Raw genomic sequence first — 6,135 nt, 5'->3', positions numbered from 1 at the left:
CCCCCCCCCCCCCCCCACCCCCGGTCCAACCCATAACCCCCGCCCCCCCGGCCCCGGGGGGGGGGGGCCCCCCGCCCCGAATTTCCCCGCGACGGGCGGGGGCCGCGGTCCGCGCCCCGCGATTCGCTCCGATCCGGAGCGGTCACCGGGGCGCGGAGCTGTGCGGCGGTTTTTCGAAAGGGGAATGGCGATGCGGCGAACGGCCGGCCCGGCAGGGGAATCCGGGCGGGGGTGGCGGCGCCCCGGCGCCGCGTTGACCGCGGTGGCGCTGGCGGGGGTGCTGGCGCTGTCGGGCTGCGCCAAGGACGCCCGCGGCGGCGGGGGCGCCGTCGAAGGGCAGCCGTGCCGCACCGAGCAGGCACCGGCGGTGACCGGACCCGCCACCACGTCGAAGCGCGCCGACGCGCCCGCCCCCGACGCGAGCCGGCTGCGGGTGGGGCTGGCGTTCGACATCGGCGGCCGCGGCGACGCGTCGTTCAACGACGACACCGTCGCCGGGCTGGAGCGGGCGAAGGCCGAGATGGGGCTCGCGGAGACCAAGGAGCTCGACGCCGCCGCCGGTGAACCGGAGGACGCCAAGCAGACCCGGCTGCGCCAGCTGGCCCGCGAGGGCTTCAACCCGGTCATCGCCGTCGGCTACGCCTACGCGGACTCGGTGAAGGTGGTGGCCCCCGAGTTCCCGGGCACGAAGTTCGCGCTGATCGACGAGGAGATCGACGGCGTCCCGAACGTCACCTCGCTGGTGTTCGCCGAGGAGCAGGGCTCGTTCCTGGTCGGTGTGATCGCCGCGCACAAGTCGCGGACCTGCAGCATCGGTTTCGTCGGCGGAGTGGAGACGCCGCTGATCCAGAAGTTCCAGGCCGGTTTCGAGCAGGGCGCGAAGGCCGCCGCGCCGGACGTGCGGATCCAGACCGACTACCTCACCCCGGCCGGCGACTTCTCCGGTTTCCAGGACCCGAACAAGGGTTCCGAGGTGACCCGGGGCCAGCTCGACGCCGGCGCCGACGTCGTCTACCACGCGGCGGGCGCCTCCGGGAAGGGCGTGTTCGCGGCGGCGGCCGGGGCGGACGCGATGGCCATCGGCGTCGACTCCGACCAGTACGCGCAGCCGAACGTGGCGCAGTACAAGGACGTGATCATCACCTCGATGCTGAAGCGGATCGACCTGGCCGTGTTCGACTACCTGGCGGCCGTCGCGCGCGGCGACCTGTCCGCGGTGCCGCCGAAGTTCGACCTGTCGATGGACGCGGTCACCTACTCCACCTCCGGGGGGAAGGTGGACGACCTCACCGAGGTCGCCGACGCCTACAAGGCCGCGATCTCCCGCGGCGACATCCAGGTCAGCCCCACCCCGTGACCGCGCGGCGGGGGGGGCGAGTTCCCGAGCTCGTGCGGCCCCGCGCCCCCCCCCCCCCCCCGCCGCGCGGCCCCCCCCCCCCCCCGCCCGCCCGCGCAGCAGCGCGGAACCGGGACACCAGCGCGCCCGCGCGGAAGCGGAGCGCGTGGAACCGAGCAGCACCGCGCCCGCGCGGAACCGAGCACCGCCACCGCGCGCCGGCGCGGAACCGAAGCAGCCCACCGCGCAGCAGCGCGGCCCGGAGATCCCGCCGCGCGACGGCGCGCGGCCCCGGAGACGGAGTCAGATGAGCACCACCAGACCGGACGATCCCGGTCCGCACCCTGCCGCGCCCGGCACCCCCGAACAGGGGCCGCCCGCCGTGGCGCTGCGCGGCATCACCAAGTCGTTCCCCGGCGTCGTAGCCAACTCCGACGTGCACCTGACCGTGCGCGCCGGCGAGGTGCACGCGCTGTGCGGGGAGAACGGGGCGGGCAAGTCCACCCTGATGAAGATCCTCTACGGCATGCAGTCGCCGGACGAGGGCACCGTGGAGCTCGGCGGCGAGCGGGTGCGGCTGCGCACCCCCGCCGACGCGATCCGGCACGGCGTCGGCATGGTGCACCAGCACTTCATGCTCGCCGACAACCTCACCGTGCTGGAGAACGTGGTGCTCGGCGCCGAGGGCGAGCACGGCATCGGCGCCCGGGCCCGGCGCCGCGTCGTCGAACTCGCCGCGCAGGCCGGGTTCGCGGTGCGGCCCGACGAGCTCGTGGAGCGGCTCGGGGTCGCCGACCGGCAGCGGGTGGAGATCCTCAAGGTCCTCTACCGCGGCGCCCGCACGATCATCCTCGACGAGCCGACCGCGGTGCTGGTGCCGCAGGAGGTCGAGGAGCTGTTCACCACGCTGCGCGCCATGCGGGAGCGCGGCTTCACGTTCCTGTTCATCTCGCACAAGCTGGACGAGGTGCTGGCCATCGCCGACGCGGTCACCGTGCTGCGCCGCGGCACCACCGTGGGCACCGTGCCCGCCGCCGAGGTGAGCACCCGCGAGCTGGCCGAGCTGATGGTCGGCAGCGAACTGCCCGACCCGTCCACCGGCGACTCCACCGTCACCGACCGCCCGGTGCTCACCATCACCGGGCTGTCCGCGGTGGACGGTGAGCGGGCGGTGCTGGACGACGTCGACCTCGTGGTGCGCGCGGGCGAGGTCGTCGGCATCGCGGGCGTCGAGGGCAACGGGCAGACCGAACTCGTCGAAGCCGTGCTCGGGATGCGGCCGATCAGCGCGGGCGGCATCCGGCTCGGCGACACCGACCTGACCCGGCTGTCCACGCTGCGCCGCCGCGCCGCGGGCATCGGCTACGTGCCCGAGGACCGGCACCGGCACGGCCTGCTGCTGGACGAATCGCTGTGGTTCAACCGGATCCTCGGCCACCAGACCCGCCGCCCCGCCGCGCGCGGGCCGTGGCTGGACCGGGCGGGCGCGCGCGCCGACACCGAGCGCATCGTCGCCGAGTTCGACGTGCGCACCCCCGGCATCGACGTGGACGCGGTTGCGCTCTCCGGCGGCAACCAGCAGAAGCTCGTCGTCGGCCGCGAGCTCTCCGGCGACCCGAAGCTGCTCATCGCCGCGCACCCAACCCGGGGCGTGGACGTGGGCGCCCAGGCCGGGATCTGGGCGCACCTGCGCACCGCCAGGGCCGCCGGGCTCGCGGTGCTGCTGATCTCCGCGGACCTCGACGAGCTGATCGGGCTGTCCGACACGATCCGGGTGCTGTTCCGCGGCGCGCTCGTCGCCGAAGCCGATCCGCGCACCGTCACGCCAGAACGGCTCGGCGCGGCCATGACCGGGACGACCGGGGGAGGTGCGGACTGATGGGGGAGAAGCGCTCGACCCTGCTGCCGCCGGTGCTGGCGATCGCGTTCGCGGCGGTGCTGTGCGGCCTGGTGCTGCTGCTGTCCGGGGCGAACCCGATCGCGGCGCTCGGCGAGATGATCACCCAGGTGGGTCGCGGCACCACGGCCGTGGACATCGTCAACACCGCGGCCGCCTACTACCTGGTGGCGCTGGCCGCCGCCGTCGGGTTCCAGATGAACCTGCTCAACATCGGTGTCGAGGGCCAGTACCGGCTCGCGGCGTGCGTGGCGGCCATCGTCGGCGGCTCGCTGAGCCTGCCGTTCGGGGTGCACGCGCTCGTGGTGGTCGTCGTCGGCGCGGCCACCGGTGCCGCGTGGGCCGGCATCGCCGCGCTGTTGAAGGTCTACCGCGGCGTGTCCGAGGTGATCTCCACGATCATGCTGAACGTGCTGGCGGGCGGCGTGATCGCGTTCCTCGTCAAGCAGTTCGGCGAGCTGCGCGGCAACACCCAGGGCACCGCGCTCATCGGCGAATCCGGGCAGGTGCCGGGAATTCCACTCGGCTCGGCCGGAACCGTGTTCGGGCTGGTGCTGCTGGCCGTCGCGGTCGGCGTCGGTTACTGGGTGCTGCTCGGCCGCACCCGGTTCGGGTTCGAGCTGCGCGCCACCGGGCTGTCGCCGACCGCGGCGCTGGCCGGCGGGGTGAGCTCGAAGAAGATGGTGCTGGGCGCGATGCTGCTCTCCGGTGCCGTCGCGGGCCTCGCCGGGCTGCCGGAGATCCTCGGCCGCGACCACACGTTCACCATCACCTTCCCCACCGGCTACGGCTTCGCCGGGCTGGCCATCGCGCTGCTCGGGCGCAACCACCCGGTGGGGGTCGCGTTCGGCGCGCTGCTGTGGTCCTTCCTGGACAAGAGCTCGCTGACGCTGGACAACATCGGCGTACCGAAGGAGATCGTGATCATCTTGCAGGGCACGATCGTGCTGTCGGTCGTCGTCGCCTACGAACTGGTGCGCCGCCGCAGGCTCGACGCCGAGCAGCGCCGCGTCGGCCAGGTCCTGTCCGGAGGTGCGGTATGACCGCCACGCTCACCCCCGACATCGCCCCGCCGGTGGCGCGGCGGCGCCCGATGCCGGGCTGGGGCCGCGCGATGCTGTGGGTCGCCGTCGCGGTCGTCGCGGTGTCCTTCACCTCGTACGCGACCGGGCTGCCGGAGCTGACCACCTCCGGCACCGTGCAGTCCGCGGTGCGCCTCGGCGTGCCCATCCTGCTCGCCGGGCTCGGCGGGCTGTGGGCCGAACGCGCCGGTGTGATCAACATCGGGCTGGAGGGCATGATGGTCCTCGGCACCTGGGGCGGAGCCTGGGCCGGGTACCAGTGGGGGCCCGTCGCGGGGCTCGTCGCCGCGGCCGCGTTCGGCGCCGTCGGCGGCCTCGTGCACGCCGTGGCGACCGTGAGCTTCGGGGTGAACCACATCGTCTCCGGCGTCGCCGTCAACCTGCTCGGGCTCGGCGTCACCCAGTACCTGGCGAGCCTCGTGTTCGAGCCGATCTCGCAGAACCCGCGGGAATCACCGCCGGTGCCGAAGTTCGACACCTACTCGGCCTACCCCTTCGGGGAATGGTTGCGCTCGCTGGAATCCCTGCAGCGGGTGGGGATCTCCGACGCGGCCGGCATCATCGGCGGGCTCGTCACCGGGGTGTCGCCGCTGACCATGCTCGCGTACCTGCTGGTGCCGGTCAGCTACCTGGTGCTGTGGCGCTCGCCGTTCGGGCTGCGGTTGCGGTCCTGCGGGGAGAACCCGGTCGCCGCCGCCTCGCTGGGCGTGCCGGTGCAGCGGTACAAGTACCTCGCGGTGATCGTCTCCGGGGCGCTGGCCGGGCTCGGCGGAGCCGCGCTCATCCTCAACCCCGGGCAGGCCGGATACCTGGAGAACCAGACCAACAACCGCGGCTACATCGGACTCGCGGCGATGATCTTCGGGAACTGGCGGCCGGGCGGGCTGCTCGGCGGGGCGGCGCTGTTCGGCTACTCCGACGGGCTCCAGCTGCGCAGCGGCGAGACCACGGTGCACGCGCTGTTCTACGCGGCCACGCTGGTGCTGCTGGTCGTCGCGGCCGTGCAGGTGTACCGGCGCCGGTGGTTCGGCGCGGGCACCGCCGCGGTGAGCGCCGCCGTCACGTACTCGGTGTACTGGTACACCGACGAACTGCCGGAGGAGCTGACCGCCTACACCCCGCACCTGGTCACCCTCGTGGTGCTCGCGGCGGCCGCGCAGCACCTGCGGCCACCCGCCGCGATCGGCGTCCCGTACCGCCGCGGCGAGGACTGACCGCGCGTCCGCCGACCGGTCCCGGGCACCGCGCCCGGGGCCGGTCCGCACGGCGGCGGCATTCCCGCGGCGCACGTGCGAAGGTCGTCGGGAAGATCGGAACCAGCTCGGGAGCGGATGTGGACACCATCAACTGGGAGGCCCTGCGGGCCGCGGCGGTCGAGGTCGCGGCGAAGGCGTACTGCCCCTACTCGAAGCTCCAGGTCGGTGCGGCCGCGATCTGCGACGACGGGCGGCTCGTCGTCGGCTGCAACGTGGAGAACACGTCCTACGGGCTGACGCTGTGCGCCGAGTGCACGATGGCCGGGCAGCTGCGGCTCACCGGCGGCGGCCGGTTCGTCGCCGTCGCCTGCCGCAGCGGCGAGGGCGAACTGCTGATGCCGTGCGGGCGGTGCCGCCAGCTGCTGCAGGAACTCGGCGGCCCGGACTGCCTGGTGGACACGCCGCGCGGTGTGCTCCCCATGAGACAAGTCCTCCCAGATGCCTTCGAGCTCTAGGGTTCCCGCTCCCGCTGCGAGGTGGTGGGGTGGCGGAACCTCAGCGGGGTTTTAGCGGGGGGGTGTTTTTTGCCCGGGGGGGCCCCCCGGGGGGAAAAAGGGTGCCCGG

Annotated in this window: 5 protein-coding genes; all 5 read left to right on the top strand. The window is 73.7% G+C overall.

The window, feature by feature from the left end; translation table 11 throughout:
* Positions 1–190 precede the first annotated feature (190 nt).
* Positions 191–1,357 (top strand): BMP family protein, encoded by a 1,167-nt coding sequence (locus LCD31_RS03295; RefSeq protein ID WP_224955934.1) that lies wholly within the window; start codon positions 191–193, stop codon positions 1,355–1,357.
* A gap of 286 nt (positions 1,358–1,643) precedes the next feature.
* Positions 1,644–3,215 carry an ABC transporter ATP-binding protein gene (locus LCD31_RS03290; protein WP_224955933.1) on the top strand — a complete coding sequence of 524 codons (1,572 nt, stop codon included), beginning with the start codon at positions 1,644–1,646 and terminating at the stop codon, positions 3,213–3,215.
* On the top strand, positions 3,215–4,276 hold the full coding sequence (locus LCD31_RS03285) for an ABC transporter permease (protein ID WP_224955932.1): 1,062 nt from the start codon (positions 3,215–3,217) through the stop codon (positions 4,274–4,276). The genes LCD31_RS03290 and LCD31_RS03285 overlap by 1 nt, the downstream gene beginning before the upstream one ends.
* Positions 4,273–5,529, top strand: a complete 1,257-nt coding sequence (locus LCD31_RS03280) for an ABC transporter permease (protein ID WP_224955931.1) — start codon at positions 4,273–4,275, stop codon at positions 5,527–5,529. The genes LCD31_RS03285 and LCD31_RS03280 overlap by 4 nt, the downstream gene beginning before the upstream one ends.
* Positions 5,530–5,648: 119 nt before the next feature.
* The gene (locus tag LCD31_RS03275; RefSeq protein ID WP_224955930.1) at positions 5,649–6,026 is read left to right on the top strand and encodes a cytidine deaminase; all 378 of its coding nucleotides are present in this window, start codon (positions 5,649–5,651) and stop codon (positions 6,024–6,026) included.
* The last annotated feature ends 109 nt before the right edge of the window (positions 6,027–6,135 follow it).

The sequence above is a fragment of the Saccharopolyspora sp. 6M genome (assembly GCF_020176775.1).
GTDB lineage: Bacteria > Actinomycetota > Actinomycetes > Mycobacteriales > Pseudonocardiaceae > Saccharopolyspora_C > Saccharopolyspora_C gregorii.
Note: the sequence above shows the minus strand (reverse complement) of the source record. Positions and strands in the feature narration are given on the sequence as shown.